The following is a 26,744-nucleotide window of genomic DNA, read 5'->3' as shown; positions in this document are numbered from 1 at the left end:
GATCAGTCACTCTTAGGTAATACAGCCTCAAGGCGCGCAGCAATCCTTTCCGGGACTTGCCGCTGCACCGCCTGCACAGCCTGTTCGATTGCGACTGCAAACGCGTGAGGGTTCGCAGCGCCGTGGCTCTTGACTACGGTGCTGCGCAATCCTAACAGACATGCGCCATTATACTGGTCGGGGTTCAGGTGGCCGAACCGCTTAACCACCCGTTTTTGCAACCAACGGCCCAACAATTTCAGCCACCACGCTCGCTTGTTTCCGTCGCCGGACGATTTCAGCAGCGATAAGAACACCCTGACCACCCCTTCCATGGTTTTCAGGGTGACGTTGCCCACGAAGCCATCACAAACCAACACGTCGGTCTTGCCGGTGAGCAGTTCGTTTCCTTCCAGGTAACCAATATAGTTGATTGCCGGAGTATTTTTTAGCACAGCGGCCGCTTCGCGGATATTATCCAGGCCTTTGGTCTCTTCTTCGCCAATATTCAGCAGCGCCACCCGCGGTTGCGCAATGCCGATCACCTCTTCCGCCATCACCGCGCCCATCACGGCAAACTGCACCAGCATGGTGCTGTCGCACTCAACGTTGGCGCCCAGATCCAGCACCACGGTTTTGCTGCGTTGCTGGTTCGGGATCGCCGTCATCAGCGCCGGGCGCTCGATGCCTTCCAGCGGCTTGACCAACAGCTTCGCCAATCCCATCAGCGCCCCGGTATTGCCGGCGCTGACGCACCCCTGCGCGTTTCCGCTGCTGAGTTGCTCGAGCGCAATGCGCATCGACGTACCGCGGCTGGCGCGTATCGCTTGTGAAGGTTTGGCGTCGCCGGCGATCACGGACTCGGCGGGCACGACTTGCAGACGCTCCAGAAGAACCGGATCGGCGTGGGCAAGCAAGGGAGAGATGACGTCGGGATTGCCGACCAGCAGGAGATGAAGCTGTAAATTAGAGGCCAGTGCCTGCAACGAAGCAGGCACTGTGACGCAGGGACCGAAGTCCCCGCCCATTGCATCTAACGCCAGGGTTAGACGAGTCAAGGTATCGCTACTTAGCCGATAACCTTGCGACCGCGGTAGAAACCGTCGGCAGTGATGTGGTGACGACGGTGAGTTTCACCGGATACTTTGTCTACAGACAGAGTAGTCGTGGTCAGAGCATCGTGAGAACGACGCATGCCACGCTTGGAACGGGTTGGTTTATTCTGTTGTACGGCCATGGACCTTACTCCTCAATTACTTACGCTTTAAACTGGCTAATACGGCAAACGGATTCGGTTTCTCCGCCTCAGGAGGCAGTTGGCCAAATACCATGTCCGCTTCGGACACTTCACAGTGTTCAGATTCATGTACCGGAACGACAGGCAGTGAAAGAATAATTTCGTCTTCAATCATTGCCAACAGATCGACTTCGCCAAACTCGTCAACTTCGATCGGTTCGTACGCTTCCGGTAATGCCTCAGCCTGCTCATCATTGACGACCGGGCTAAAACAATATGTTGTGTGAACCTGATGTTCGAACGGGACTCCACAGCGTTGGCACATCAACGTTACCGTGACGTCCGCATGCCCTGTTATCACCGCGAGGCGTTGATTGTCGATATTGAACGACAACGACACCTCGACATCACTGTCCACACTGACCACGGAGTCGGCAACACGAGTAACCTGCTCAGGCGCATAGACACCAGCATAGTCCAGGCGTTTCTGAGCGGTACGTACCGCATCAATGGTCAAGGGTAATTTTACCTTTTGCATAGGGCGCGCATATTAACTTTGTAACGACATAGAGTCAAAGAAAAAGGCCGTAAAACGGCTCCTTTCACCAATATTCGCTTCCACAGCGGCCGACAGTTTAAAATGCCGTACCCATTTACGCTACGGTTTGCGAAAAAAATTATGCAGAGATTGCTTTTAGCCTCCACCTCCCCCTATCGAAAAACGCTGCTGGAGAAGCTGCGGCTGCCGTTCGACTGCGCCGCACCGGAGGTGGATGAAACCCCCTTGCCCGGCGAAAGCGCCGAAGCGCTGGTGCTGCGCCTGGCGGCGGCGAAGGCTCAGGCGTTGGCCCTCGCCTATCCCGAGCATCTGATCATCGGCTCCGATCAGGTCTGTGTGATCGATGGCAACATCACCGGCAAGCCCCATACCGAGGAAAACGCCCGCGCGCAGCTGCGGCAGGCCAGCGGCCAGGCCGTAACTTTCTATACCGGCCTGGCGCTGTACAACGGCCGCAGCAAGCAGCTGCAAGCCTTGTGCGAGCCGTTTCACGTGCATTTTCGCGCGCTAAGCGAAGCGGAGATAGCCGCCTATGTGCGTCTGGAGCAACCGCTGAACTGCGCAGGCAGTTTCAAGAGCGAGGGATTGGGGATCGCGCTGTTCGACAGGCTGGAAGGCCGGGATCCGAACGCCCTGATCGGCCTGCCGTTGATCGCGCTGTTGGACATGTTGCGGGCTGAAGGCATCAACCCGCTGGTGTGACGTGGATTACTTGGCCGCCTGCCGGCGCAGCACCTGCAGGCAGTGGCGCAGTTCTTCGTCCATCGGCGCTTCGATGCGCATCGTTTCGCCGGTGGCCGGATGCTCAAAGCGCAGCGCCGCAGCGTGCAGGAACAGCCGCTTCAGGCCGCTGCCCGCCAGTTGACGATCGAACTCGCGATCGCCATAGCGATCGTCAAAAGCGATCGGGTGCCCGGCATGCAGAGTGTGCACGCGGATCTGGTGAGTACGCCCGGTGATCGGGCTGGCCTTCACCAGAGTGGCGAATTCGTAACGCTCCTCCACCTTGAAGCGGGTTTCCGAAGGCTTGCCTTCGCTGTTGACGCGCACGATACGTTCGCCGCTTTGCAGAATGTTTTTCAGCAGCGGCGCCTGTACGGCCTTGCAGTGCGATTGCCACTGGCCGCGCACCAGCGCCAGATAATCCTTCTGCATGCCCTTCAGCCGCAGTTGCTCATGCAGCGAACGCAGCGCGGAACGCTTCTTGGCAACCAACAGCACGCCGGAGGTATCGCGATCAAGCCGATGCACCAGCTCCAGGAAACGGGCTTCCGGGCGCAGCGCCCGCAACCCTTCAATCACGCCGAAGCTCAGGCCGCTGCCGCCGTGCACCGCGGTGCCGGAAGGCTTGTTGAGGATCAGCAGGTGGTCATCTTCATACAGAATGCAGTCGGCCAGCGCCGCCACCTTATCCAGCTTGGCCGACACCGGCGTCTCTTCGCGCTCGGCCACCCGCACCGGCGGCACGCGCACCACGTCGCCGGCCGCCAATTTGTATTCGACCTTGATGCGCCCTTTATTGACCCGCACCTCACCTTTACGCACGATGCGATAAATCATGCTCTTCGGCACGCCTTTCAGGCGAGCGAGCAGAAAGTTGTCGATTCTCTGACCGGCTTCGTCGTCGGAAATCGTGATGAATTGTACTGCTGGATTGTTCGTTTTCATGGTGCGGGATTCTAAATAGAGCGCGTGAATAGCGCCACATCTTTTTCTGTGCTTAACTGTCTCTCTGACGGCGGGCGAAACCCCAGCGGACAATAAGGCAGCAAGCCGATTTGAACGTTTGCGATTTCTTCCGCAGTTAAGGAAAAGTCACCTTGCTATAACGGCATCAGCAGTGGAATAATGCAGTCACTTTCCGCGTTGATTCTCGTTAAACAGGGAAAACGGTGGAATTATAAAATTTGTCTGATCGCGCAAAAACGCAGCAATGGCGTAAGACGTAATGCGAAATCAAACAATTAGCGGGCTGCGGGTTGCAGCTTGGCCGGCAAATGGAATCAGATCTGTCGACGTAAATCAGAGGCTATTCCCCTAGTAAAAGTGCTGTCTTTCACAAAGAAAAGCAGGCTTACCGAGATAATGCGCCCCTATGCAGGCGACAACCGTGAGGTTGACGACTTTGCGAGAAGACACGGGGCTTTCGGTTTAACTCCGGCCATGAGGTTATTTTGCCCGCAGCTTTGTCGATAATGTAAAAATAACGAGTAAGTTAAGATGAAAAGAATGTTGATTAACGCAACTCAGCAGGAAGAGTTGCGTGTTGCCCTCGTAGATGGACAGCGGCTGTATGATTTGGATATCGAAAGTCCGGGTCATGAGCAGAAAAAAGCGAATATTTACAAAGGCAAAATCACCCGCATTGAACCAAGTCTTGAAGCAGCGTTCGTGGATTACGGCGCAGAACGACATGGTTTCCTCCCCCTTAAAGAAATCGCCCGCGAATACTTCCCTAGCAATTACTCTTCCCATGGTCGCCCGAACATCAAAGATGTGCTGCGCGAAGGCCAGGAAGTCATTGTTCAGGTAGACAAAGAAGAACGTGGAAACAAAGGCGCCGCCTTGACCACCTTCATCAGCCTGGCGGGCAGCTATCTGGTGTTGATGCCGAACAACCCGCGCGCCGGCGGTATTTCTCGCCGCATCGAGGGTGACGATCGCACCGAGCTGAAAGAAGCGCTCTCTTCGCTGCAGCTGCCGGACGGCATGGGCCTGATCGTTCGCACCGCGGGCGTAGGCAAATCCGCCGACGCGCTGCAGTGGGATCTTTCCTTCCGTCTGAAACACTGGGAAGCGATTAAAAAAGCCGCCGAAGGCCGCCCTGCGCCGTTCCTGATCCACCAGGAAAGCAACGTTATCGTGCGCGCCTTCCGCGATTACCTGCGCCCGGACATCGGCGAAATCCTGATCGACAACCCGAAAATTCTCGATCTGGCCAAAGAGCACATCGCTGCGCTGGGTCGCCCGGATTTCAGCAGCAAAATCAAACTGTACAGCGGTGAAATTCCTCTGTTCAGCCACTATCAGATCGAATCGCAAATCGAATCCGCCTTCCAGCGCGAAGTGCGCCTGCCGTCCGGCGGCTCGATCGTCATCGACAGCACCGAAGCGCTGACCGCCATCGACATCAACTCCGCACGCGCAACCCGCGGCGGCGACATCGAAGAGACGGCGTTCAACACCAACCTGGAAGCGGCGGACGAGATCGCTCGCCAGCTGCGCCTGCGCGACCTCGGCGGCCTGATCGTCATCGACTTCATCGACATGACGCCGGTACGCCACCAGCGCGAAGTGGAAAACCGCCTGCGTGACGCCGTGCGCCAAGACCGCGCGCGCATCCAAATCGGCCGCATCTCCCGCTTCGGCCTGCTGGAAATGTCGCGTCAGCGCCTCAGCCCGTCGCTGGGCGAGTCCAGCCACCACGTGTGCCCACGCTGTAACGGCACCGGCACCATTCGCGACAACGAATCGCTGGCGCTGTCCATTCTGCGCCTGATCGAAGAAGAAGCGCTGAAGGAAAACACCAAAGAAGTTCACGCTATCGTGCCGGTTCAGGTCGCTTCGTACCTGCTGAACGAAAAGCGCGAATCCGTCAGCGCGATCGAAAAACGCCAGGGCGGCGTGAAAGCCGTCATCGTGCCGAACGATCAGATGCAAACCCCGCACTACTCGGTGCTGCGCGTGCGCAAGGGCGAGGAAACCTCTACCCTCAGCTACCTGCTGCCGAAGCTGCACGAAGAAGACATGGAGCGCCCGCTGGAAGATGCGCCGATGGAACGCAAGCGTCCGGAGCAACCGGCCCTGGCTTCCTTCTCGCTGTCCGCCGATGCGCCGCCGCCGGCTGAAGAGCCCGTCGCCGTGGCCAAACCTGTCGCTGCCGCCGCCAAGGCGAAAGCCGCAGCGCCGGCCGCCGCCAAGCCGGGCTTCCTGGGCCGCCTGTTCGGTGGTCTGAAGAGCCTGTTCGCCGGTGAAGAACAACCTGCCGTCGAAGAAGCCAAACCGGCCGAAACGCCGAAAGCGGAAGGCAACGGTGAAAACCGTCGTCAGGATCGTCGCGGTCAGCGCCGCCAAGGCACCGGCCGTAAAGAGCGCGGTGAGCGTGGCGATCGTCCTGAACGCGGCGAACGTAAAGAGCGCGGTGAAGGCCGCGACAACCGTGAACCGCGTGAAAACCGTGAAGGCCGTGAGTCGCGTGAATCCCGCGATGAGCAGCGCCGTAACCGCCGCAACCAGCAGCAGCAGAACGCGCCGGTAGCGGAGGAAACCGCAACGGAAGAAAGCGCTAAAGCACCGCGCGAAGATCAGCAGCAACGCCGTGAGCAGCGCGCTGAACGCCAGCGTCGCCGTCAGGAAGAGAAACGTCAGGCTCAGCAGGAAGTGAAAGCGCTGGAAAGCGTTGAAGCGGTCGAGAGCACCGACGAAGAGCAGGAAGAACGTCAGCAGCAGAACATGCAGCGCCGTCAGCGCCGCACGCTGACGCAGAAAGTGCGTATCCTGTCTGCCGAAGAAGAGCTGCAGCGCGCAGCGGAAGAGCTGTTGGCGCCGAAAGCGCCGGTATCGAAAGCCGAAGACGCGCAGCCGACCGCCGACGACAGCGTCAAGCTGCTGCCGGAAACCGTTGCCGCACAGCCGGAAGACGATGCCCAGGGCGAAAGCCGCGGCAACGGCGAAGGCATGCCGCGCCGTTCCCGTCGTTCACCGCGTCACCTGCGCGTCAGCGGCCAGCGCCGCCGTCGTTACCGCGATGAGCGTTACCCGCTGCAATCCCCAATGCCGTTGGCGGGCGCGTTCGCTTCGCCGGAAATGGCATCGGGCAAAGTCTGGGTAAGCTACCCGGTCGCTCAGGTTGAAGAAGCCGAAGTGCAGACCGAAGCCGTAGAGCAGGCGCCGGTTGTCGCCGCAGCGGTTGAACAACACAACGTTGCCGTGGAAGAAACCCATGCCGCGGCCAGCGTCAACGAACCGGCACCAGAAGCCGCCGTTGAAACTGCCGCCGTCACCGTAACGGAAGAAGCTGCAGCCGTAGCGCCTGTCGTTGCTATCCCGGCCGAGGAAACCCCGGCGCCGGCGGAAGCCGCGGTTGAAGAGCCGAAAGTGGAAGAGACTGCCCCGGCAGTGGAAGCCGAGCCGGTAGTTGAAACCGTTGCTGCAGAGCCTGTAGTTGAAGCTAAGTCGGTCGAGGACGAGCCTGTGGTCGAAACTGCGCCGGTAGAAGCCACGCCAGCGAAAGAAACGCCAGTGGTAGAAGCTGCACCTACGGCGGCGGCCGTGGAAGCCGCTCCGGTGGAAACAGCCCCTGCGCCAGTGGTTGCTCAGCAGCCGGCGCCGGTGAAAGCCGTGCAGAACGTGCTGTACAAACACATCGCCACTGCACCGATGACCAAAGCGCCGGCACCAGCCTATGTGCCGGAAGAACGCAAGCACAGCGACTGGCAGCGCCCTTCCTTCAACTTCGAAGGCAAAGGCTCCGCAGGCGGCCATTCGGCGGTGAGCCAGGCAACCGCGCCGGCCACCAAACCGCAGCCGGTTAACGAATAAGTTAATCTGCACCCCTAAAAAAACCCGCCATCGGCGGGTTTTTTCTTGCCTGTAAAATACTCAGGCGATCTTCTTCAGTTTTTTGATGTCCAGAACATCCAACTTGCCGTCAAGCCGGCTGACGAACTGCTGAAAATGCGCCGTCTCATTATGCTTATCCAGCGCTTCGCTGCTGGCCCAACGCTCAAAGAACACGAAAACACCCGGCTTTTCCAGATCGCGATGCAAGTCATATTGCAGGTTGCCCAACTCCTGGCGGCTCGGCTCGATAATGTCGTGCACCGCTTCGCTGACGGCGGCTTCAAATCCCGCTTTCGCTTGCAGGGTGGCGATAACGCGTACTTCCATTGCTTTCTCCCTTTCCACTTGATGAAGGTCGACGGTATTGGCGTCGGCATCGTTGAAATCCCGGTTACTATGCGCCCGCCGCGCTATTGATTTCAACTTGTCGGCAACAAACAGATGCATCTGCGGCACTTTCCGCTTATCCTTACACCCCGGCGTGAATAAACCCATTATTCGCTTTTCATTAGACGTATTTGACCGCCGGAGCCTAGCTAGATGACCGCACAACCTCAAGTTCTGAAAATCCGCCGCCCAGACGACTGGCATATCCACCTGCGTGACGATGAAATGCTGAAAACGGTGGTGCCCTATACCAGTCAGGTATTTGGCCGGGCGATCGTGATGCCGAACCTGGTTCCGCCCGTAACGACCGTGGCCGCCGCGCGCGCCTACCGCGATCGCATTCTGGCGGCGGTCCCGCAGGGGCACAACTTCACTCCGCTGATGACCTGCTACCTGACCAACTCCCTGGCGGCCAGTGAACTGGTCAACGGCTTCGAGCAAGGGGTGTTTACTGCCGCCAAGCTGTATCCGGCCAACGCCACCACCAACTCCAGCCACGGCGTCAGCGACGTGACCGGCATTTACCCGTTGTTCGAGCAGATGCAAAAAATCGGCATGCCTTTGCTGATCCACGGCGAAGTGACCGATCCCGCCGTCGATATCTTCGACCGCGAGGCGCGCTTTATCGAACAGGTGATGGAACCGATTCGCCAGCATTTCCCTGAGCTGAAGATCGTCTTCGAGCACATCACCACCAAGGAAGCGGCGCAATATGTGCAGGCAGGCAATCGTTTCCTCGGCGCCACCATCACGCCGCAGCACCTGATGTTCAACCGTAACCACATGCTGGTCGGTGGCATTCGCCCACACTTGTTCTGCTTGCCGATCCTCAAGCGCAATGTCCACCAGGAGGCGCTGCGTCAGGCGGTGGCCAGCGGCTCGGACCGCTTCTTCCTTGGCACCGACTCCGCGCCGCACCTCAAGCACCGTAAAGAGTCCAGCTGTGGCTGCGCCGGTTGCTTCAACGCGCCGAATGCCATCCCGGCTTACGCCGCCGTGTTCGAACAACTCGGCGCGTTGGAGCACTTTGAAGCCTTCTGCTCGCTCAACGGCCCGCGCTTCTATGGCCTGCCGCTCAACGAAGACTTCATCGAACTGCAGCGCGTGCCAACCACCCAGCCGGAAGAGATCGCCCTCGGCAATGAATCCGTGATCCCCTTCCTGGCGGGTGAAACCCTGAACTGGTCGCTGAAAGACTGATATTTTTGCTTCGCCCTCTTGCCCCCGCACTTGGTTAACTGTATAAATAAACAGTGAATCGCTTCGGGGGCAATTATGCGTGTTGAAGTCACTATAGATAAAACCCGGCCGCTGCCGGCGGGCGCCATTGAGGCGCTGACCGGAGAACTGGGCAAGCGGGTCAACCGCCAGTTTCCAGACGCCGTCGTGCACGTACGTTATGCCGGCGCCAACGGGCTCTCCGTGCTGGGGGGCGCCAAAACCGACCGGGATCTGATCGAGGAAATCCTTCAGGAAACCTGGGAAAGCGCAGACGAATGGTTTAGCGCAGAATAACACTGCAATGCTGTTTTTGCCGGGGGTCGCTCTCCGGCTTTTTTGTTTCTGGCGCCCTGTCCATTCATCGCTTACCCTTACTCTGGAACAAAATCCGCCTCAGCGCTGTATTTAACGCAAAGGAGTAAGCATGGCCCCGGACAAGGTGAAATCCGAAGACGCAATGACGTTTGGCGAACTGCTGGCGCTGATAGCCGATCAGAAAAGGCGCTTGAACGTACTGGAAGTGGCTTTTTCTTATCTGGCCTTCAGCCTGGATGACAAAGCCAACCAACGGCTGATCCACAGCCTGAAGCTGGAATCGCACAGCCAGAATCGCGATGCCGAAACGCAAAAGCATTTCGCCCATTTGGCCGAAGAGCTGGAAAAATGTCTGCATGGCGCATCGCCGCCTGCCGACGCGGAATAACGCGCTGCGCTCTGCTCATCCGCTGCTGCACATACAAATTTGTAGAATAATTGTTCAAATAAATATTTATTTTGCAAATTTCGGTGACAACCCTCTCCACCGATGAAAGCGGATGCGTATACTGTAATTGCTCTCATGATGATGAGCCGCATTGATCCTCGTTAGTCACTCACGGTAGTTACTACTCAATAAGGGGTCTTTATGGACAGAAATGATGAAGTAATTCAGACGCACCCGCTTGTCGGTTGGGATATCAGTACTGTCGACGTTTACGACGCCATGATGATACGCCTTCATTACCTGTCTTCACTAGACCAAACGCCCGAAGAAGCCCAAGTAGACCGAACGCTTTGGCTGACTACAGATGTCGCCCGTCAATTAATCAATATTTTAGAGGCCGGCATCGCCAAGATTGAAGCTACGGATTACCAGGATCTTGATCGCAGAAAACATTGATTCATCGTCCCCTAACCCTAAGGCGCCGTGACCGTTCCCGGCGCCTTTTTCTTTGCCTTTCACCGTTCAATCAGTGCATTGCGCTCGCCAACCTTTTATCATGGGGCGATAAGCAATTGCTATCAGAGAGGGTGGGCACGTGGAATATGATTTGATCGTGGTGGGCAGCGGTTCAGTCGGCGCGGCGGCAGGGTATTACGCTACCCGGGCCGGCTTGAAAGCGCTGATGATCGACAGCGCCATTCCTCCACATCGCAACGGCAGCCATCACGGCGATACCCGCATCATTCGTCACGCTTACGGCGAAGGTGAAAAGTACGTGCCGCTGGTGCTGCGCGCACAGGCGCTGTGGAATGCGCTGATTCAACAATCCGGTGAAGAACTGTTCCAGTCGTGCGGCGTGCTCAACCTGGGGCCGCAGCACTCCGAATTCATTCGCAATGCTCAGCAGAGCGCGCAAAAGTTTCGCCTGAATGCGCAAACCCTCAGCGCCGAACAGATCGCTCAACGCTGGCCGGAATTCCGCGCGCCGGAAGGTTACGTCGGCGTCTTCGAGCCGGACGCCGGCTTCCTGCGCTCCGAACTGGCGGTTGCCAGCCTGATCAAACTGGCGAAAGAGGCCGGCTGCAGCCAGCTGTTCAACTGCCCGGTCAGCGCGGTGAACCCCATTGATGGCGGTGTTGAGATCGTCACCGGCGAAGGGCGTTTCACGGCGCGAAAAGCGGTGGTCACCGCAGGCACCTGGGTGAAAGCGCTGTTGCCGCAGCTGCCTATCGCGCCATTGCGCAAGGTATTCTCCTGGCATCAGGCGGACGGCCGCTACAGCGTGAACAATCGCTTCCCGGCCTTTACCGTCGAAGCGCAGGACGGCACGCACTATTACGGCTTCCCGGCGGATAACGATGGCCTGAAAGTGGGCAAACACGACGGCGGCCAGCCGATGGATGCTCCCGAACAGCGCAAACCCTTCGGTAGCTACGCCAGCGACGGCACGGAAGTTTTCTCCTTCCTGCGGCAATTTTTGCCGGGTGTAGGCGTATGTTTACACGGCGAAGCCTGCAGTTATGATATGAGCCCCGACGAAGATTTTATTATCGATACCCTGCCGGATTGCGATCGCCTGATGGTCATCAGCGGCTTGAGCGGCCACGGCTTCAAGTTCGCCAGCGCACTGGGCGAGATCGCCGCGCTGTTCGCGCAGGACAAAGCGCCGCCGGTTGACCTCTCCAGCTTTGGTCTGAAGCGATTCAGCTAAGCGAAGGATTTCGCTGTCCACGTTCCCGTCGCGCCCTGGACAGCGAAATCTGCCGGTTACAATTTATTAACCTGCTAACTCTTTTAAATACCAAGTAAAAATTCTGATAACGGAAATTTCTTGCATTCAGCATTTGAATTTCCGAATTGAACACTTGCAGTGTAAGTCCTATTTTACAGAAGATATGCTCCATCGGCTTTCAACAAGGACGTCACCATGAAACTACTTGTCGTGGACGAATGCTGCTTCACCCGGGTCGGTATAGCCAGCTACTTTGCTGATAGTGGGATTACGACGATCAAGTGCTGCCACAGCATTGAATACGCTACGCCGCTGTTGGCCAGCTTTCAGCCGAGCCACATTCTGGTGAACCTCAGCAACCAATGCCGCTATAACGAAGCGGACGCACAGCTGCAGGCATTTATGGAAGCCAGCCAGTCCGCCTTGCTGTTTATCTATCTCGATACACCTTATCCTTACAGCGAAGCGCCAATGCGCATTGCCGATAATGCCTTTCTGTTCAATAAAAGCATTCTGCCGCTCACCTTACGCACGCTGCGCGAAAATCCGCTGGCGCTGGCCGATGACGGCGAAGAGCGTTCCTTGTTCAGCCCACAGGAACTGACGGTAATGAAATATTGGATGGCGGAAATGCCCAACTACCGCATCGCGAAAAAGCTGCAGATCAGCTCGCATACGGTGTACGTGCACAAGCGTCACATCACGGAGAAGATCAACGCGCGCAACCGGCTGGAGTTCTACTCGCTGTATAACGTGCTGCGCTATTTCTACCCGCCGAGCGCGCCAACCAATTCGACGCCGCTGGCGCTGCTGGCGGTATAACATCAAGCCTGCGATAACGCAGGCTTTTTTATCGCCGCTCTTCCAGCACTCACGCGCGGCGCGCTGTAAAAGACGCCGAGAAAAGGACTATAATCAAGGGTCCTTCTCTTCAGGCGGCTGAAATGTTAAACCGAATACTGGCGGCTATCGTCAACAATGTGCGTGAGCACCTGGTGCTTTACCTTTGTCTGTGGCTGGTGCTGCTGGCGTTGGATGTCTATTTCTTCTTCGTCATGTAAGCCATGCCGCCGTTATTTCCCCGATTGAGCTTCAGCCGCTTCGGCGATCCCACCCAGGTGCTGGAATTGCAGCAGATGAGCAGACCGCTGCTGCGCCCCGGGCAGCGGTTATTGCAGATGCGCTATGCCCCGATCAACCCTTCCGATCTGATCCCAATCCACGGCCAATACGCGCACCGCACCGCCCTACCGCAGGTGCCGGGATATGAAGGCGTAGGCATCATCCTCAATCCGCAGAATGGGCATTCAACGAGCCGACGCGCGCTGGCGGTAGCGGGTAACGGCAGTTGGCAAACCTTCGTCACGCTGCCTGAGGATCGGGTGATCTGGGTGCCGGACGACATTGACGACGCTGGCGCAGCGCAAATCTATATCAACCCGCTCACCTGCTGGGTGCTGTTGACCCAATGGCTGCCGCTCAACGCCGGCGACGTACTGCTGCTCAACGGCGGCGGCTCCGCTGTCAGCCTGCTGCTGGCGCAGCTGACGGCGCTGCGCGGCATTCGTCTGGCGGTCGTGGCGCGCAACGCCGCTCATCGTCAGGCTTTACTGGCCGCCGGCGCCTGGCGCGTTATCGAAGCGCCGCAGCTGGTGGAAATGACGAATTTTGGCGCCCGTGCGGCCATCGACTGCATCGGTGGAGAAGACGGATTGCAATTGGCGCGGGCGGTACGCTCCGGCGGCGATTTTGTGGCGCTGGGCCTGCTGAGCGGCCGCCAGGTAGACTGGCGGCGCGTGGTGGACGAGTTAAAGCTGCGCGCTTCGCTGTTCCACCTGCGCAAATGGAACGCACAGGCGGCGCCGGCGCAATGGCAGATGGCGTTTTATCAGTTGTTCCAGCTGCTGCGGCGCGGCCAGTTGGCGCTGCGCCCACCCGCCGCGATTTATCCTTTGCATCAGTACGCAGCGGCGCTGCAGCATGCCGCACAACCCGGCGTGAGCGGCAAAATCTTCCTCACTCCGGCGCCGCCGGAGGCTGGCGCGGCGGGCGGCCGTCCCCCAGGATAACCGCCAGCCGATAGCCGCCCTCGGTGGTCTCCAGCGCGATACGCGCCACGATCGTCAGTGGCACCGACAGCAACATGCCCACCGGGCCGAGCAGCCAGCCCCAAAAGATCAGCGACAGGAACACCACCAGCGTCGACAGTCCCAGCCCGCGCCCCATCACCCGCGGTTCGAGGATATTACCGATCACCATGTTGACAGCGATAAAGCCGCCCGCCACCACCAGCGCATCCCCCAATCCGTTGAACAACAGCGCCTGAATCAGCGGCGGAATGGCGGCCAACACCGAGCCGATATTGGGAATATAGTTGAGCAGAAACGCCAGCAGCCCCCAGATAAAGGCGAAGCGCACGCCGACCGCCGCCAGGAAGATCCAGACGATCACCCCGGTGGCCAGGCTGATGATGGTTTTAATCACCAGATAGCGCGTCACGCCGTCCAGCGCCCGCCGCATCGCGGCGAGCCCCTCGTTCGGCTTATCCAGCGCCTGCTGCAGCTTGTAAGGCAGCAGCTGCACTTCGAACAGCATAAACACCACGGTCATCAGCAGCAGGAAGACGTTGGTCATGGCGCCAGACAGGTGCCCCAGCATGCGGGTGACCAGATTCATCGCCGCGCTGGGATCGACATACTGCAGCATCGCTTCGCTGGAGAGGCTGATATTGAAGCGATCGGCGTAATGCTGCAGCTCGCGCAGCTTCTCGATCATCATGCCGCGATACTGCGGCAGCGAGCGGGCGAACTCATTGAGCGAAGCGCCCAACATGCCGATAAACAGCATCACGACCACGATCACCGCCGTCAGCAGCAGCGTCACCCCGACGATACGCGGCACCCGCTTGCGTTCCAGCATCGCCACCAGCGGGTTCAGCACCATGGCGAGAAACACCGCCAGTAAAAACGGCACCACGATGTCGGCGGCGGCTTTCACCCCGGCCAGAATGATCACCAACATCGCCAGCAGGACGGCCAGACGCAGGCTGCTGTCGGTCACGTGGGTTCGGCCCATGACGTTTCCTTGTTATTTCACTGGGTTAACCGGCCTCATGGGGCCGTCTCTTGGCGCTAATGGTAGCAAAATCCGCCGCTGCACCGCAGGGATTTAGCGAAACCGTTCGACAACGTTAATCTTTCCGCCCTGCTCTGCGCCGCAAAAAATAGGCATAACCTTTGCCAACAAATAATCTCACCGGGCAACTCACGCGAGGTTTACGTAAAATGACAAAAGCTGACATTAATAGATAATAAGCCTAATTTTCAACAACTAGCACAATCGCCGGGCGAGAGAAACAATATCATCTTCAACGATTTATCTGAAGGTTCCCGAACATCTCAAACAAATTCACTGACTAATATTTCTAAGAAGTAACATAGTTAAATTTATTATTGATTTTATGTTTCCTAAAGTTTAATTATTGCAGCCAGCCAATCGGTAATCGAAGGAAACAGGATGCTCTGGAAAAATACCGCCGATCGTTTCGGCCATGTGTCAGTGTTGATCCACTGGCTGGTGGCGTTGACGGTGTACGGCATGTTCGCGCTCGGCCTGTGGATGGTCACGCTGGGCTATTACGACGTCTGGTACCACCAGGCGCCGGAGATCCACAAAAGCATCGGCACGCTGCTGTTCATCGTGATGGTGATCCGCGTGATCTGGCGCTTTGTCTCACCGCCGCCCAAACCTCTGGCCAGCTATGGCCGCCTCACTCGCGTCAGCGCCATCCTCGCGCATCTGGCGCTGTACGCCGTGCTGTTCGGCATTCTGATCAGCGGCTATCTGATCTCCACCGCCGACGGTCAACCGATCAGCGTCTTCGGCTGGTTCGACGTGCCCGCCACCGTGACCGGCATGGCGGAACAAGCCGACACCGCCGGCGCCATACACCTTTACCTGGCCTGGGCCGTGGTAGTGCTCTCGGTACTGCACGGGCTGGCCGCGCTTAAACATCACTTTATCGATCGTGATGTCACTTTGAAACGGATGCTGGGTAGCAGCGCCGATTAACCTTTGGATTTATGGAGATTGCTATGTTGAAAAAGACCGTATTGGGCCTGACCGCAGGCGCCCTGCTGCTGAGCGCCGGTTCCGCACTGGCGGCGGACTACAAGATCGACAAACAGGGCCAGCACGCCTTTATCGAGTTCCGCATCCAGCATCTGGGCTACAGCTGGCTGTACGGCAGCTTTAAAGACTTCGACGGCGGCTTCACCTTCGACGAAAAAGATCCTTCGAAGGACAAGGTCAACGTGACCATCAATACCGCCAGCGTCGACACCAACCATGCCGAGCGCGACAAGCACCTGCGCAGCGCCGAATTCCTCAACGTGGAGAAGAACAAGCAGGCCAAGTTTGAATCCACCGAAGTGAAGAAAAACGGCGACGGTTATGCGGTGGTCGGCAACCTGACGCTGAACGGCGTCACCAAACCGGTTACGCTGGACGCCAAACTGATTGGCCAGGGCAACGATCCGTGGGGCGGCTACCGCGCCGGCTTTGAAGCCAACGGCAAGATCAAGCTGAAAGATTTCGGCATCACCACCGATCTGGGCCCGGCGTCGCAAGACGTTGAGCTGATCATCTCCGTAGAAGGCGTGCGCGAGAAATAAAAAAAAGCCCGGCTTGGCGGCCGGGCTTCTCATTTCCTCAGGCTCAGCGGGCTGGGCCTTCTTCTTCCGGTGCCGGAATGTGCATCGTGGTCTGCAGCAAGCCTTTCGACTTATTGAAGATCTTGACGCCATTTTCACGGCCGGCACGGCGCGCGCGCTGTTCTTCGCGCGGCAGCTTCAGCTCTTCGCGGCAAATCTCGCTGCAGCATCCTTCAAACTTGGCGGCGCAGCTCGGGCACTGAATGAACAGCAGATGGCAGCCGTCGTTCTTGCAGTTGGTATGGGTATCGCACGGCGCGCCGCACTGGTGGCAGTTGGCGATCACATCGTCGGAGATGCGCTCGCCCATGCGCTCATCGAACACGAAGTTTTTGCCGATAAACTTCAGCGGCAACCCCTGTTCTTTCGCTTTGCGGGTGTACTCGATGATCCCGCCTTCCACGTGGTAGATGTTTTTAAAACCGTTGTGCAGCATATAGGCGCTGGCTTTTTCACAGCGAATGCCGCCGGTACAGTACATGACGATATTCTTGTCTTTGCTGTCCTGCAGCATCTCCACCGCCATCGGCAGCTGATCGCGGAAGGTATCCGACGGCACCTCGATGGCGTTTTCGAAGTGGCCGACTTCGTACTCATAGTGGTTGCGCATATCGACAAATACCGTATTCGGATCGTCGATCATCTGATTGACGCGCTCGGCCTGCAGATACTCGCCGACGTTGCTCGGATCGAAACTTTCGTCATCGATGCCGTCGGCCACGATACGCTCACGCACCTTGAGGCGCAGCACCCAGAAGGATTTGCCGTCGTCTTCGAGCGCGATATTCAGGCGTACCTGATCCAGCGCCGGGTGCGAGGCGAACAGCGCGGCTTTGAACGCGTCGAAGTTATGCTGCGGCACGCTGATCTGCGCGTTGATGCCCTCTTTCGCCACGTAGATGCGGCCAAACACCTTCAGTTTTTCAAACTGAACGTACAGGCTGTCGCGAAACGCCTTGGGATCGTCGATGGAGAAGTATTTGTAAAAAGAAACTGTGGTGCGCGGCTCGGTTTCCGCCAGCATGCGCGCCTTCAGTTCCTCATTAGAAATTCGGTTATGTAACACTGGCATGGTGTACTTTCCTGTCTTTCGGGAGGTGACTGATTACCGCGCGCAGCCAGCAGGCCCACGCGCGGCGCACATCATACCCGAAAAACCGCCGCCGCGCAGCCCTGGCGCAGCGCCCCGTTCAGCGCCCGCCGCCTTCGGTAAACGCGGAGGCCACCATACCGAGCGCCATCATCACGCCGGCAAGCGCCAATATCGCGTTCATCTGCAGATGTGCGCCGACGCTGCCGACCGCCGCCCCCAACACCAGCAGCCCCGCACTGATCCATGATGCCAACATATTTACCCTCTAAATAATTACCGACAATAATATCGCCATTATCTTTGGCAGGAAAGATTGTGGAAAAATTCGGCATTCGATGCATATTTAACGCCCCAAAAGGGATTTTAATGCGTTGTGTTTTCCCGGATCGCCAGAAAAATGCCACAATAGTCGCAAACAAACGGCAGAAACGAACCTTGCCGCCGAGTTCACCCGGCTGCCAGACCGTGCGATGACGCTGTCATTACACTTAAACAACCGTATTCAAACAGAGAACCCATGACTCAAGTTCCTACTTTCAATCGCTCCTTATTGCACCCGCGCTACTGGCTGACCTGGGTCGGCATCGGCTTGCTGTATCTGCTGGTGTTGCTGCCTTACCCCGTCATCTACTGGCTCGGCACCTCGATTGGGCGATTTTCCATGCGCTTTCTCAAGCGGCGCGTCGCTATCGCCCAACGCAACCTCGAGCTCTGTTTTCCCGACATGCCGCAGGCCGAACGCGATGCGCTGGTGGTAAAGAATTTCGAATCGGTCGGCATGGGGCTGTTTGAAACCGGCATGGCGTGGTTCTGGCCCAACTGGCGCATCGAGCGCTGGTTCAAGGTCAGCGGCCTGGAGCATATCCAAAAAGCGCGCGACAACCAGCAAGGCGTGCTGCTGATTGGCCTGCACTTTTTGACGCTGGAGCTGGGCGCGCGCATCTTCGGCATTCACAACCCGGGCATCGGCGTTTACCGCCCGCACGACAACAAGCTGATGGACTGGCTGCAAACCTGGGGGCGCATGCGTTCCAACAAGTCGATGCTGGATCGCAAGGACGTCAAAGGCATGATCCGTGCCCTGAAACAGGGCGATATCATCTGGTATGCGCCGGATCACGACTACGGCCCGCGCAGCAGCGTTTTCGTGCCGCTGTTCGCCGTGGACAAAGCCGCCACCACCACCGGCAGCTATGTGCTGGTGCGAATGGGTAAACCGGCGATCATTCCGTTCACCCCGCGTCGCCTGCCGGACGGCAAAGGGTATGAGCTGATCATGCAGCCGGCAGTGGAAAACTTCCCGCTGGATAATGAACTCGACGCCGCCGCCTTCATGAATAAAGTGGTGGAAAAAGAGATCCTGATGGCGCCGGACCAATACATGTGGCTGCATCGCCGCTTCAAGACCCGTCCGGAAGGCGAGCCTTCGCTTTACTGATAAAACCAACCCGCCGCCGGCGGGTTTTTTATTGCGTGCCTCTTGAGAATCGCCGGCGAGGGTGGGATGGTAATGCCTTTGCCGACACCCCAGGAGCCGCTATGTACATTGTCAGCCTGACCTACCATCGCCCGATCGCCGACGTCGACAGCCACCTTGACGGGCACATCGCCTGGCTTAAGAAATATTTTCAGGACGGCACCTTCGTCGCTTCCGGCCGCAAGAATCCCCGCACCGGCGGCGTGATCCTGGCCAAGGGCATTGAGCGTGCGCAGCTGGACGCCATCCTGGCCGAAGATCCGTTCAACGCCGTGGCCCACTACGAGGTCATCGACTTTAGCGCTACCACCACCGCCGCCGGTTTCGAGACGCTGGCCGGCTTATAAAACGCTGTAAATTCCGCGCGCTAAGCGCGGAATAAGGTTTAAACACCATTTTTAAAACTTTATTTCATTTTTCACCCTATTTCCGTCCTCTGGTTTGCCGTTGCCACGCAGGCGGTGCATACTTATCAGGCTAACTTTCACGTTTTGCCCCTTCATCATGCCGCCGGCAAAGCGCGTCACCTTTCGGCAGTGGACATTTATGGCTTCGGCAGCAGAACCCGTTAACTGGAAACGCAACCTTTTCGTCGCCTGGGTCGGGTGTTTTCTCACCGGCGCCGCCTTCAGCCTGGTGATGCCGTTTCTTCCGCTGTACGTAGAGACGCTGGGCGTAACCGGCCATCAGGCGCTCAACATGTGGTCCGGTCTGCTGTTCAGCATCACCTTCCTGTTTTCCGCTATCGCCGCGCCGTTTTGGGGCGCCCTGGCCGACCGACGCGGCCGTAAACTGATGCTGCTGCGCTCCGCCCTGGGCATGGCGATCGTCATGGTGCTGATGGGCATGGCGCAAACGGTCTGGCAATTTCTCGCGCTGCGCGCGGTGCTGGGGCTGCTCGGCGGGTTCATCCCCAACGCCAACGCGCTGATCGCCACCCAGGTGCCGCGCAACCGCAGCGGCTGGGCGCTCGGCACCCTGTCTACCGGCGGCGGCGGCGGCGCGCTGATCGGCCCGCTGATCGGTGGCCTGTTGGCCGATCTGTACGGGCTGCGCCCGGTGTTTTATATCACCGCCGCGGTGCTGTTCGTCTGCTTTGTGCTGACGCTGCTGTATGTCAAAGAGCAATTCACCCCGGTGCAAAAGCGCGACATGTTGCACGCAAAACAGGTGTTCGCCTCGCTGAAGAACCCGAAGCTGGTGCTCAGCCTGTTCGTGACCACCATGATCATTCAGATCGCCACCGGCTCGATTGCGCCGATCCTGACGCTGTATGTGCGCGATCTGGCCGGCGCCACCCATAACCTGGCGTTTATCAGCGGGCTGATTGCCTCGGTGCCCGGCGTCGCGGCCTTGATGAGCGCCCCACGGTTGGGCAAGCTGGGCGATCGCATCGGCCCGGAGCGCATTCTGGTGTTTATGCTGATCGTCTCGGTGCTGCTGCTGATCCCGATGGCGTTCGTGCAAACGCCGTGGCAGCTTGGGGTACTGCGTTTTCTGCTGGGAGCGGCCGACGGCGCGCTGCTGCCGGCGGTACAGACGCTGTTGATTTATAACTGCACCAATCAGGTAGCCGGCCGAATCTTCAGCTACAACCAATCGTTCCGCGACGTCGGCAACGTCAGCGGTCCGCTGCTCGGCGCTGCGGTCTCCGCCGGCTACGGTTTTCGCGCGGTCTTCGCCGTCACCGCTTTAGTGGTGCTGTTCAACGCCGGTTATTCCTGGTGGTGTCTGCGACGGCGGCCGGGCTATTTGCGGGAAGACACGCTGCAGGAAGAACAATAGCTGCATTTATCGCCAGCTTCCTCCGTTGGCCGGATCAACGGCGCATTTCCCCCACTTTTAATAATGCCTCCTTCGGGCCGGCGAATTTTCGTCCCACCCAGAGCTTTCTTATCTCAACACTTTGTTTATCAACAATTAATTAACTTTCAGCGCATAAAACCCGCTGTCAATCATATTCCTGTCACAACCAACAGAAAAACCAGAAAAGGAGATGCTTGTCGACTTTTCGTCTAAAAAATGGGATACAGGTACTAGACAAAACCAACGACCAGTTATCAAATGGTTAAATAATATCACGCCAGATGTGAAACATCGGCCAAGTGAAGAAAAGGTCAGCACGCTTTCCACGGTTTATCAGCGTTGCAGCCACGGTGTTTGTCGGGTAATCCGCATTGGGCGGATCGCCTTTATTAAATACACATACATACCACAGTACGGGCTGCAGCCTTGCAGCGCCTTTTATTGGGAAATCGTTATGCAATCCTCTGTCAATAAGTCAGAAAGCCGGACCTTCTTCGGCCATCCCTATCCGCTGGGTTCTCTGTTCTTCACCGAAATGTGGGAGCGTTTCTCGTTCTACGGCATCCGTCCGCTGCTGATCCTGTTTATGGCCGCCACCGTGTACGACGGCGGTCTGGGTCTAGCGCGCGAGAACGCGTCGGCGATCGTCGGCATCTTCGCCGGCAGCATGTACCTGGCGGCACTGCCGGGCGGCTGGCTGGCGGACAACTGGCTCGGCCAACGCAAGGCCGTCTGGTACGGTTCGATCCTGATCGCGCTCGGCCACCTGTCGATCGCCCTGTCCGCGGTGATGGGCACCAACCTGTTCTTCATCGGCCTGATGTTCATCGTGCTCGGTTCCGGCCTGTTCAAGACCTGTATCTCGGTGATGGTCGGCACGCTTTACAAGAAAGGCGATGCGCGACGCGATGGCGGTTTCTCGCTGTTCTACATGGGCATCAACATCGGCTCGTTCATCGCTCCGCTGATCTCCGGTTGGCTGATCAAGTCACACGGCTGGCACTGGGGCTTCGGCATCGGCGGTATCGGAATGCTGGTGGCGCTGGTGATCTTCCGGGTGTTCGCCGTCCCGGCGATGAAACGCTATGACCGCGAAGTGGGCCTGGACTCCACCTGGAACAGCCCGGTAGCGAAGAAAAAAGGCGTCGGCGCCTGGTTGCTGGCGCTGGCGGTCATCCTGGTGGCCGTCATCGTGCTGATCGCTCAGGGCACCATCGTCATCAATCCGGTCGAAGTGGCCAGCGTGCTGGTGTACGTGATCGCTGCGTCGGTCACCCTGTACTTCATCTATCTGTTCGCCTTTGCCGGCCTGAGCCGCAAAGAGCGCGCACGCCTGCTGGTGTGCTTCATCCTGCTGATCTCCGCTGCGTTCTTCTGGTCGGCGTTTGAGCAAAAACCGACCTCGTTCAATCTGTTCGCCAACGATTACACCAATCGCATGATTGGCGGCTTCGAGATCCCGGCGGTGTGGTTCCAGTCGATCAACGCCCTGTTCATCATCCTGCTGGCGCCGGTGTTCAGCTGGGCCTGGCCTGCGCTGGCACGCAATAACGTGCGTCCGAGCAGCATCACCAAGTTCGTGATCGGTATCCTGTGCGCCGCCGGCGGTTTCGGCCTGATGATGTTGGCCGCGCAGAATGTGCTGAGCAACGGCGGCGCCGGCGTATCGCCGATGTGGCTGGTGGGCAGTATCCTGATGCTGACGCTGGGTGAGCTATGCCTGAGCCCGATCGGGCTGGCCACCATGACGCTGCTGGCGCCGGAGAGAATGCGCGGTCAGATGATGGGGCTGTGGTTCTGCGCCAGCGCGTTGGGCAACCTGGCGGCCGGTCTGATCGGCGGTCACGTCAAGGCCGACCAACTGGATATGCTGCCGGATCTGTTCGCCCGCTGCTCAGTCGCGTTGCTGATCTGCGCCGCCGTGCTTATCGTGCTGATCGTGCCGATTCGCCGCATGCTGGAAAATACCCAGTCCAAGAGCGCACAAAAGCCGGCGACCAGCGCCTGACGGATAAACCGTTTTATCTCGCAAACCGGCGCTCGATGCGCCGGTTTTTTTATGCCTGCCAGGCCTGGTGTTGCAATACCACCCGGTAGCCATCAGGATCTTCAAAGGTTTGCCCCGCCCGATCCCAATAGGGGTTATAGGCGGCGACCGCCAAGAACCCCGCCGCCCGCATCCGCTCACACGCGGCTCGCCATTCGTTCTCATCCGGCAGATAAAACACCAGCAGGTGATCCTGCGTCGGCGCTTGTCCAACCTGCACCCCACGATGCTGCGTGAACTCCAGATGGTAAGCATGCTGCGGATGCCCGATCATCATGCCGTCAAAGCCCAGATGATCGACAAACTCGCCCAGCCTTTCGAACCCCAGCCCACGGCAATACAGCGCGGCAATCTCTTGCAACCGATCTGTCGGGCGCGCGATGCGCAACACCGCTTTGGCTATCGACATGTACGCCTCCGCCTCATGATAATTTCATACAGCGCCATACCCGCCAGCATCGCCAACAGGAACGGCCACACCCGCTGCATCTCCGCCCCCGCCAACACCCAGGCCGGGCCGGGGCAAATCCCCGCGATGCCCCAGCCGATGCCAAACAGCGCGCTGCCCGCCAGCAAACGGCGATCCACACGCCCGGCGGCCGGGATCTGCAGCGGCTCGCCCAACAGGCTCCGCTCGCGTCGCCGCGCCCACAGGAAGGCCGGCGCCGCCACCGCGATCGCCCCAGCCATCACCAGCGCCAACGAGGGATCCCACGTGCCGGTAACGTCGAGAAACGCCAATACCTTGGCCGGATTGGCCATGCCGGCAATAATTAACCCCAGACCGAAAATCACGCCGCTCAGCAGCGCCAACAGCGTTTTAAGCATTTTCACCCCCCCAACGTGTGGCGCATCAGCCACACGGTCATAAAGCCCAGCAGCATAAACAACGCCGTGGCGGCCAGTGAACGCGGCGCCAACCGCGCGACGCCGCACACGCCGTGCCCGCTGGTGCAACCGCTGCCCAATCGAGTGCCCAAGCCCACCAACAGCCCTGCGGCCGCCAGCCAGCCGTTGCCAACCGAGATCTCACCGGATGGCAACGCCGCAGCGGCAGCATATAGCCAGGGGGAGAGCAGCAACCCGCCAATAAATGCGGCGCGCCAGCCCCGCTCCCGGCCGCCCGCGCTCAATAAACCGCCGGTAATGCCACTGATACCGGCGATCCGGCCGTTGAACAACAGCAGCAGCGCTACCGCGCCGCCGATAATGGCCCCGCCCGCCAACGCGGAATACGGCGTGAAGTGCTGCCAGTCAATGGTCATCGCGGTTCTCCGGCTGTGGGCAATACAGTTGATACAGGGTCGCGAGCAGCGCCAGCGCTTTGGCATCGGCCACCGCATAGTAAATCTGCTTGCCGGCTCGCCGGGTGGAGACCAACCCCTCCTCGCGCAGCACGCCAAGCTGTTGGGACAGCGTCGGCTGGCGGATATCCAGCGCCTGCGCCAGTTCGCTCACCGCCATCTCGCCCTGACTGAGCCGGCACAGCAGCAGCAGCCGATCTTCGTTGCCCAGGGTACGCAGCATCGCACCGGCCTGCGCCGCCGCCTTGCGCATCGCATCAATATCCATTGCCTCTCCATCAGTTTATAAAATCATATAATATAATTTTATAAACCATTTTACCGTGCCGCGCCACAGACTGGTGTGAAACAGCGACGCATGGCATGCTGTCCTCCCTCTTTTGCCGCGCGGAGCCTGCTTACGATGCTGTTTTTTCACGACGTTCTGCCGCCCGATCGGCCTGTCCGGCCGTTAGCCAGGGATTATCGCCACGGCGACAGCGAGCCGGACCACTACCATAACTGCGCGCAGCTGATCCACAGCCTGAGCGGCGTGGTGCAGGTCACGACCCGGCTCGGCAGCTGGGTGGTGCCGCCCGGCCGCGGCGTCTGGGTGCCGGCGAAAGTGGTGCACAGCCTGCGTATCACCGGCCAGGTAGCGGCCAGGACGTTGTTCGTCGATCCGTTGGCGCGCGCCGATCTGCCGGCCCAATGCCAGGTAGTGCAGGTTTCCCCGCTGCTGCGCGAGTTGATTATCTGTGCGATGGAGATTGCGCCCGGCTACCCCAGCGGCGGGCGCGATGAGCGCGTGATGGAGCTGATTCTGGATGAGTTGCGAATGTTGCCGATCCTGCCGCTGCACCTGCCGGAACCTCGCGAAGCCTCGCTGCTCGCCCTGTGCCGCCATATCCAGGCCACGCTGGCGCAGCCCTGGACGCTGGAACAGGCTGCCGCTCATCTCAGCGTCAGCGGACGCACCCTGTCGCGACGCTTCCTGCGAGAAACCGGGCTGCATTTTAGCGACTGGGTGCGACGCGCCCGTTTGCTGGCGGCATTAAACGCGCTGGCGACCGGCCGCTCGGTGTTGGAAGTGGCGCTGGATCTCGGCTATGACAGCCCCAGCGCGTTCAGCGCCATGTTCCGCCGGCTGCTGGGAGTAGCACCCAGCGACTATTTCAGCCGGACTGCGCCGACGTTGGCGCCAGACAGCGCCCGGCGACGTTGAACAGCGCCTGCAGCGAGGCGCTGGCGGAGTCGACGTCGATGCCAACGCCATAAGTCGCCTCACCTTGCGGCAGCGTACAGCGAATATAAGCCACCGCTCGGCTATCGCTCTGATGCCCCAAGGTATGCTCGTGGTAATCCTCGATCGCCAGCGGCAAGCCGAAGCGCTGACGCAGCGCATCCACCGCGCTGGACAGCAGACCGTTGCCGGCCCCCTGCAGGCGCAGCGGCTCTCCCTCGCAGGCAACTCGCGCGTTGAAGCTGTATGCCTCTGCGCCATGGCTTTCCGTCTGGTAGCTTAACAGCTGCAAACGCGGCTGCTCCACCAGCCCGTAAGTATCGCGGAATAAGCGCCACAGCTGCGCGCCGCTCATTTCTTTGCCGCTGCCGTCGGTCGCGCGCTGCACCACCTGGCTGAAATCAATCTGCAAACCGCGCGGCAACGCCAGCCCATGATTCTGCTCCAACAGCCAGGCGGCGCCGCTTTTGCCGGACTGGCTGTTGACCCGGATCACCGCCTCATAGCTGCAACCGACATCGGCGGGATCGAGCGGCAGGTATGGCACCTGCCAGCGGCCATCTTGCCGCTGCCGCTGTGCGGCGAAACCTTTCTTGATCGCATCCTGATGCGAACCGGAGAAGGCGGTAAACACCAACTCGCCGGCATAAGGATGGCGAGGATGCACCGGCAGCTGATTGCACTGTTCCACCACCTCCACCACCTGCTTCAGGCGGCTGAAGTCGAGACCCGGCGCCACGCCCTGGGTATAGAGATTCAACGCCAGCGTGACCAGATCGACGTTGCCGGTGCGCTCTCCGTTGCCGAACAGGCAGCCTTCGACCCGATCGGCGCCGGCCAGCAAGGCCAGCTCCGCGCAGGCCACGCCGGTGCCGCGATCGTTATGCGGATGCACGCTGATCGCCACATCGGCGCGACGGCTGAAGTGACGGCAGAACCATTCGATCTGATCGGCATACACGTTGGGCGTGCTCACTTCCACCGTCGCCGGCAGGTTGATGATCATCGGCCGCTGCGGCCCCGGCTGCCAAACCTCCGCCACCGCTTCGCAGATCTCCAGCGCAAACTCTAACTCAGTAAAACAGAAGGTTTCCGGCGAATATTCGAAGCACCAGGCGGTATCGGGCTGCGCCTCGCACTGCCGGCGAATGCGCCGCGCGCCGTTCACCGCCAGCGCCACGGTCGCCGCCTTATCCTGGCGGAACACGATGTCGCGAAACATCGGCGCCGTGGCGTTATACAGATGCACGATAGCCCGCGGCGCCCCCTGCAGCGCCTCGAAGGTGCGATCGATCAGATCGTCGCGCGACTGCGTCAGCACCTGGATCGTGACGTCGTCCGGGATCAGCCGCTCGTCGATCAGCGCGCGTACAAAGTCGAAATCCGTTTGCGACGCCGAAGGGAACGCCACCTCGATCTCTTTGAAACCACACTGCAACAACAATTGATAGAATTCGCGCTTGCGCGCGTTATCCATCGGCTCCGCCAGCGCCTGGTTGCCGTCGCGCAGATCGCTGGAGCACCAGCGCGGCGCCTGCCGCAGCGTACGCGCAGGCCATTGGCGGTCCGGCAACGCCACCGGCGGGAACGGTCGGTATTTGCTTGAAGGGTCGATTAACATGGGCTTCTCCTGACGCCAGAGTGAACGATAGCGTCATTATTTCCCGCCATCGCCTCCTCTTCTCCCGCTTTGCGGACAACCA

At 59.1% G+C, this 26,744-nt stretch carries 30 protein-coding genes; 17 read left to right on the top strand and 13 right to left on the bottom strand.

Translation table 11 applies throughout. The features are described 5' to 3' along the window. Positions 1 to 2: 2 nt before the first annotated feature. From plsX to yceD, 3 genes are read right to left on the bottom strand one after another with little or no spacing between them, the layout of a single operon-like run. The gene (gene plsX, locus WFM45_RS05170) at positions 3 to 1,037 is read right to left on the bottom strand and encodes a phosphate acyltransferase PlsX (protein ID WP_004928717.1); all 1,035 of its coding nucleotides are present in this window, start codon (positions 1,035 to 1,037) and stop codon (positions 3 to 5) included. An 11-nt stretch (positions 1,038 to 1,048) separates the two neighbouring features. Beyond that, the gene (gene rpmF, locus WFM45_RS05165) at positions 1,049 to 1,216 is read right to left on the bottom strand and encodes a 50S ribosomal protein L32 (RefSeq protein WP_004927778.1); all 168 of its coding nucleotides are present in this window, start codon (positions 1,214 to 1,216) and stop codon (positions 1,049 to 1,051) included. 16 nt (positions 1,217 to 1,232) lie between these two features. After that, the gene (gene yceD / locus WFM45_RS05160; protein ID WP_004927780.1) at positions 1,233 to 1,754 is read right to left on the bottom strand and encodes a 23S rRNA accumulation protein YceD; all 522 of its coding nucleotides are present in this window, start codon (positions 1,752 to 1,754) and stop codon (positions 1,233 to 1,235) included. Positions 1,755 to 1,895: 141 nt separating this feature from the next. Here yceD and WFM45_RS05155 point away from each other — a divergent pair, with 141 nt between their 5' ends. Next, a complete protein-coding gene (locus WFM45_RS05155) occupies positions 1,896 to 2,477 on the top strand; it encodes a Maf family protein (RefSeq protein ID WP_336954869.1) in 582 nt (193 codons plus the stop codon). 6 nt (positions 2,478 to 2,483) lie between these two features. On the opposite strand, the gene rluC is transcribed toward WFM45_RS05155, so the two are convergent. Beyond that, on the bottom strand, positions 2,484 to 3,443 hold the full coding sequence (gene rluC / locus WFM45_RS05150) for a 23S rRNA pseudouridine(955/2504/2580) synthase RluC (protein WP_336954868.1): 960 nt from the start codon (positions 3,441 to 3,443) through the stop codon (positions 2,484 to 2,486). 552 nt (positions 3,444 to 3,995) lie between these two features. Between rluC and rne the strand changes: the two genes are divergently transcribed. Beyond that, positions 3,996 to 7,316: a ribonuclease E gene (rne, locus tag WFM45_RS05145; RefSeq protein ID WP_336954867.1), complete on the top strand. Its 3,321-nt coding sequence runs from the start codon at positions 3,996 to 3,998 to the stop codon at positions 7,314 to 7,316. A 60-nt stretch (positions 7,317 to 7,376) separates the two neighbouring features. On the opposite strand, the gene WFM45_RS05140 is transcribed toward rne, so the two are convergent. Further along, positions 7,377 to 7,664: a putative quinol monooxygenase gene (locus WFM45_RS05140; RefSeq protein ID WP_015377446.1), complete on the bottom strand. Its 288-nt coding sequence runs from the start codon at positions 7,662 to 7,664 to the stop codon at positions 7,377 to 7,379. Between the two features lie 213 nt (positions 7,665 to 7,877). Here WFM45_RS05140 and pyrC point away from each other — a divergent pair, with 213 nt between their 5' ends. From pyrC to WFM45_RS05100, 8 genes are all read left to right on the top strand, one after another. Further along, positions 7,878 to 8,924 (top strand): dihydroorotase, encoded by a 1,047-nt coding sequence (gene pyrC / locus WFM45_RS05135; RefSeq protein ID WP_004927803.1) that lies wholly within the window; start codon positions 7,878 to 7,880, stop codon positions 8,922 to 8,924. A 75-nt stretch (positions 8,925 to 8,999) separates the two neighbouring features. Then, positions 9,000 to 9,239 (top strand): DNA damage-inducible protein I, encoded by a 240-nt coding sequence (gene dinI, locus WFM45_RS05130; RefSeq protein WP_015377444.1) that lies wholly within the window; start codon positions 9,000 to 9,002, stop codon positions 9,237 to 9,239. A 130-nt stretch (positions 9,240 to 9,369) separates the two neighbouring features. Then, positions 9,370 to 9,648, top strand: coding sequence for a hypothetical protein (locus WFM45_RS05125; protein WP_004927809.1), 279 nt, complete (start codon positions 9,370 to 9,372; stop codon positions 9,646 to 9,648). A 201-nt stretch (positions 9,649 to 9,849) separates the two neighbouring features. Further along, entirely contained in the window at positions 9,850 to 10,104 is a 255-nt protein-coding gene (gene bssS, locus WFM45_RS05120) for a biofilm formation regulator BssS (RefSeq protein ID WP_004927812.1), read from the top strand. Between the two features lie 139 nt (positions 10,105 to 10,243). Further along, positions 10,244 to 11,359: an N-methyl-L-tryptophan oxidase gene (solA, locus tag WFM45_RS05115; protein ID WP_085058616.1), complete on the top strand. Its 1,116-nt coding sequence runs from the start codon at positions 10,244 to 10,246 to the stop codon at positions 11,357 to 11,359. Between the two features lie 216 nt (positions 11,360 to 11,575). Beyond that, positions 11,576 to 12,202: a LuxR C-terminal-related transcriptional regulator gene (locus WFM45_RS05110; protein ID WP_033633361.1), complete on the top strand. Its 627-nt coding sequence runs from the start codon at positions 11,576 to 11,578 to the stop codon at positions 12,200 to 12,202. A 122-nt stretch (positions 12,203 to 12,324) separates the two neighbouring features. Further along, positions 12,325 to 12,441 carry a DUF2770 family protein gene (locus tag WFM45_RS05105; protein ID WP_004927822.1) on the top strand — a complete coding sequence of 39 codons (117 nt, stop codon included), beginning with the start codon at positions 12,325 to 12,327 and terminating at the stop codon, positions 12,439 to 12,441. A 3-nt stretch (positions 12,442 to 12,444) separates the two neighbouring features. Further along, positions 12,445 to 13,449 carry a zinc-dependent alcohol dehydrogenase family protein gene (locus tag WFM45_RS05100; protein WP_336954866.1) on the top strand — a complete coding sequence of 335 codons (1,005 nt, stop codon included), beginning with the start codon at positions 12,445 to 12,447 and terminating at the stop codon, positions 13,447 to 13,449. Here WFM45_RS05100 and WFM45_RS05095 read toward each other — a convergent pair. Then, a complete protein-coding gene (locus tag WFM45_RS05095) occupies positions 13,397 to 14,455 on the bottom strand; it encodes an AI-2E family transporter (protein WP_033633363.1) in 1,059 nt (352 codons plus the stop codon). The two genes, WFM45_RS05100 and WFM45_RS05095, sit on opposite strands and share 53 nt — an antisense overlap. A gap of 441 nt (positions 14,456 to 14,896) precedes the next feature. On the opposite strand from WFM45_RS05095, the gene WFM45_RS05090 reads away from it, so the two are divergent. Next, positions 14,897 to 15,451, top strand: a complete 555-nt coding sequence (locus tag WFM45_RS05090; protein WP_004927830.1) for a cytochrome b — start codon at positions 14,897 to 14,899, stop codon at positions 15,449 to 15,451. 23 nt (positions 15,452 to 15,474) lie between these two features. Further along, a complete protein-coding gene (locus tag WFM45_RS05085) occupies positions 15,475 to 16,053 on the top strand; it encodes a YceI family protein (RefSeq protein WP_015377429.1) in 579 nt (192 codons plus the stop codon). Positions 16,054 to 16,096: 43 nt separating this feature from the next. On the opposite strand, the gene trhO is transcribed toward WFM45_RS05085, so the two are convergent. Next, complete coding sequence (gene trhO / locus WFM45_RS05080) at positions 16,097 to 17,164, bottom strand: oxygen-dependent tRNA uridine(34) hydroxylase TrhO (protein ID WP_015377428.1); 1,068 nt, start codon at positions 17,162 to 17,164, stop codon at positions 16,097 to 16,099. Between the two features lie 118 nt (positions 17,165 to 17,282). Next, positions 17,283 to 17,441, bottom strand: coding sequence for a hypothetical protein (locus WFM45_RS05075; protein ID WP_015377427.1), 159 nt, complete (start codon positions 17,439 to 17,441; stop codon positions 17,283 to 17,285). Between the two features lie 261 nt (positions 17,442 to 17,702). On the opposite strand from WFM45_RS05075, the gene WFM45_RS05070 reads away from it, so the two are divergent. From WFM45_RS05070 to WFM45_RS05055, 4 genes are all read left to right on the top strand, one after another. Continuing rightward, complete coding sequence (locus WFM45_RS05070) at positions 17,703 to 18,623, top strand: Kdo(2)-lipid IV(A) acyltransferase (RefSeq protein ID WP_015377426.1); 921 nt, start codon at positions 17,703 to 17,705, stop codon at positions 18,621 to 18,623. Between the two features lie 101 nt (positions 18,624 to 18,724). Further along, positions 18,725 to 19,009, top strand: a complete 285-nt coding sequence (locus WFM45_RS05065; protein ID WP_048322868.1) for a YciI family protein — start codon at positions 18,725 to 18,727, stop codon at positions 19,007 to 19,009. A 199-nt stretch (positions 19,010 to 19,208) separates the two neighbouring features. Then, entirely contained in the window at positions 19,209 to 20,447 is a 1,239-nt protein-coding gene (gene mdtG, locus WFM45_RS05060; protein ID WP_336954865.1) for a multidrug efflux MFS transporter MdtG, read from the top strand. Between the two features lie 475 nt (positions 20,448 to 20,922). Next, positions 20,923 to 22,476: a peptide MFS transporter gene (locus tag WFM45_RS05055; protein WP_033633366.1), complete on the top strand. Its 1,554-nt coding sequence runs from the start codon at positions 20,923 to 20,925 to the stop codon at positions 22,474 to 22,476. 49 nt (positions 22,477 to 22,525) lie between these two features. On the opposite strand, the gene WFM45_RS05050 is transcribed toward WFM45_RS05055, so the two are convergent. Genes WFM45_RS05050 through WFM45_RS05035 form a run of 4 tightly spaced genes read right to left on the bottom strand, consistent with a single transcriptional unit; the run spans position 22,526 to position 24,087 of the window. Beyond that, positions 22,526 to 22,924, bottom strand: coding sequence for a VOC family protein (locus tag WFM45_RS05050; RefSeq protein ID WP_033633367.1), 399 nt, complete (start codon positions 22,922 to 22,924; stop codon positions 22,526 to 22,528). Then, positions 22,915 to 23,343 (bottom strand): YeeE/YedE family protein, encoded by a 429-nt coding sequence (locus tag WFM45_RS05045; protein ID WP_033633368.1) that lies wholly within the window; start codon positions 23,341 to 23,343, stop codon positions 22,915 to 22,917. The genes WFM45_RS05050 and WFM45_RS05045 overlap by 10 nt, the downstream gene beginning before the upstream one ends. Positions 23,344 to 23,345: 2 nt before the next feature. Next, on the bottom strand, positions 23,346 to 23,780 hold the full coding sequence (locus tag WFM45_RS05040) for a YeeE/YedE family protein (RefSeq protein ID WP_004927858.1): 435 nt from the start codon (positions 23,778 to 23,780) through the stop codon (positions 23,346 to 23,348). After that, positions 23,770 to 24,087, bottom strand: a complete 318-nt coding sequence (locus tag WFM45_RS05035) for an ArsR/SmtB family transcription factor (RefSeq protein WP_004927863.1) — start codon at positions 24,085 to 24,087, stop codon at positions 23,770 to 23,772. The genes WFM45_RS05040 and WFM45_RS05035 overlap by 11 nt, the downstream gene beginning before the upstream one ends. A gap of 135 nt (positions 24,088 to 24,222) precedes the next feature. Here WFM45_RS05035 and WFM45_RS05030 point away from each other — a divergent pair, with 135 nt between their 5' ends. Continuing rightward, entirely contained in the window at positions 24,223 to 25,023 is an 801-nt protein-coding gene (locus WFM45_RS05030) for an AraC family transcriptional regulator (RefSeq protein ID WP_033633370.1), read from the top strand. Here WFM45_RS05030 and leuA read toward each other — a convergent pair. After that, positions 24,974 to 26,662, bottom strand: coding sequence for a 2-isopropylmalate synthase (gene leuA / locus WFM45_RS05025; RefSeq protein WP_336954864.1), 1,689 nt, complete (start codon positions 26,660 to 26,662; stop codon positions 24,974 to 24,976). The two genes, WFM45_RS05030 and leuA, sit on opposite strands and share 50 nt — an antisense overlap. Between the last annotated feature and the right edge of the window lie 82 nt (positions 26,663 to 26,744).

It is taken from the genome of Serratia sp. KG1D (assembly GCF_037150675.1).
In the GTDB taxonomy this organism is placed as follows: domain Bacteria; phylum Pseudomonadota; class Gammaproteobacteria; order Enterobacterales; family Enterobacteriaceae; genus Serratia; species Serratia nematodiphila.
This window is presented reverse-complemented; position numbering and strand designations above follow the sequence as displayed.